The organism is Fretibacterium fastidiosum (assembly GCF_000210715.1).
GTDB classification, from domain to species: Bacteria; Synergistota; Synergistia; order Synergistales; family Aminobacteriaceae; genus Fretibacterium; species Fretibacterium fastidiosum.
This window is the reverse complement of the sequence record NC_021038.1, coordinates 1,133,497-1,135,370: the sequence shown is the minus strand read 5'-3', so window position 1 is coordinate 1,135,370 and position 1,874 is coordinate 1,133,497. Positions and strand designations below refer to the sequence as shown.

The following is a 1,874-nucleotide window of genomic DNA, read 5'->3' as shown; positions in this document are numbered from 1 at the left end:
GTTGACCGCGGCCACGTGCTCGCAGGCGCGCCACAGGATGACGGGGACGTTGGGGAGGACCGCGTCGAGGTCGTGTCGGGTGGGGGTGGCGCCCCGCAGGTTCTCGGCCGTCCAGCCCAGGCCGCGGTACCAGCCGCCTGCGGGGAAGGGGTGCTCCGCGGCGAAGTTGGCGAGGGTCTCCAGGAGCTCGTCCATGGAGTGGCACCCCCCAAGCTGAACCTGCTCCTGAGCCATCGCCCAGTGCAGGAAGTGCGCGTGGGAATCGCAGAAGCCGGGCAGCACCGTGCGCCCCTGCAGGTCGAAGACCCTCGCGTCCCCGGAGGGTCGCGCGGCGGGCACCATGCCGACCGCCGCCACGCGCCCCGCCTCGACCGTCAGGGAGTCCATGATGCCGTTTGGGGTGTGAATGCGTCCGTTGATCAGGGCAATCCTTTCCGTCTGCCGCATCCGAATGCAGCCTCCTTCGCCCCCGGAGGGGCGCTGAATTTTCCTGACTTTATTATAAACGTCAAAAGGCGTTTTTGAACGCCGGCCCGGCGCCCGAAGTGGCGTGCTGTCCTCACGATCGCCTGACTTGCAAGCGGCGTTTGCCGTCAAAATCCGCGTTTGTGTGATAAGATTGTCAATTATCGCGCCGTCGGTCCGCCCGCTCCCGGCAGGGAGCGGAGGTCCGGCGGAAGACCGGCGCGGCTGTCCCGAAGGACGGGCAGGGCGCGGAATGATTCGGGAGGCAGCTTTTTATCATGAGCAGTCAGGAGAAGGACTATAAGGACACGCTGAACCTTCCCGTCACGAACTTCCCCATGCGGGCCAATCTGGCGAAGAGGGAGCCCGATTTTCTGAAGTTCTGGCAGGAGAAGGACATCTACCACAAGGCCCTGAAGGCACGGGAAGGCGCCCCGGAACGCTTTGTGCTCCACGACGGCCCCCCCTACGCCAACGGCAACATCCACCTGGGGACGGCCTTCAACAAGGTGCTGAAGGACTTCATCGTCAAGTACAAGATGATGACGGGGCGATACGCCCCCTACGTTCCGGGCTGGGACACCCACGGCCTGCCCATCGAGCTTCGGGCGCTGAGGGACAGCCACATCTCGAAGGACGGCGTGGACCCCCTGGAGCTGCGCAGGAGGTGCAGGGAGACGGCGCTGCACTTCCTGAACGTGCAGCGGGAGCAGTTTATGCGCCTGGGGGGCCTCGGCGAGTGGGAGAGGCCCTACGTCACGCTGAACCCCGGCTACGAACGTCATGAGCTCGACGCCTTTGCCGACATGGTGGACAAGAATCTGATCTATCGCGGGCTGAAGCCCGTCTACTGGTGCATCGACTGTCAGACGGCCCTGGCGGCCGGCGAGATCGAGTACTGGGACGAGGAGTCCCCCTCCGTCTACGCCGCCTACCCCCTGCCCGGCGCGACGAAGCGGTTCCCGCAGCTGGAGGGGAAGGACGTCTACGTCGTCATCTGGACCACGACGCCCTGGACGCTGCCCTCCAGCGCCGCCGTCGCCGTCCACCCCCGCTACGAGTACGGGTTCTACGAATGCGGCGACCGGGTGTACTGCCTGGCCGTGGACCTGAAGGGCGCGGTCTGCGCGGCCGCGGGGCTTGCCCTGGGTGACCCCCTCCTCGTCGTCCCCGGTGCGGAGCTGGATGGGCTCAAGGGCACGCACCCCTTCTACGACGACCGCGAGATCCTGATGGTGCTGGCGGACTACGTGGAGCTGGACATGGGCTCCGGCTGCATCCACACCTCCCCCGGTCACGGCGTGGAGGACTACGAGACGGGCATCCGCTACGGGCTCCGGATCGCGAGCTCCGTGGACAGCACGGGGCGCTTCGAGCAGGACGTCCCCGTCGTGGCCGGCATGTCCCTG

General features: G+C 66.4%; 2 protein-coding genes. One reads left to right on the top strand and one right to left on the bottom strand.

Translation table 11 applies throughout. From position 1 onward, the window contains the following. Window positions 1-447: amidohydrolase family protein (locus SY1_RS05215; protein ID WP_208872949.1), on the bottom strand; the 447-nt coding region annotated here is incomplete at its 3' end. 296 nt (window positions 448-743) lie between these two features. On the opposite strand from SY1_RS05215, the gene SY1_RS05210 reads away from it, so the two are divergent. Next, the coding region (locus SY1_RS05210; RefSeq protein WP_208872948.1) for a class I tRNA ligase family protein at window positions 744-1,874 on the top strand (1,131 nt) is incomplete at its 3' end.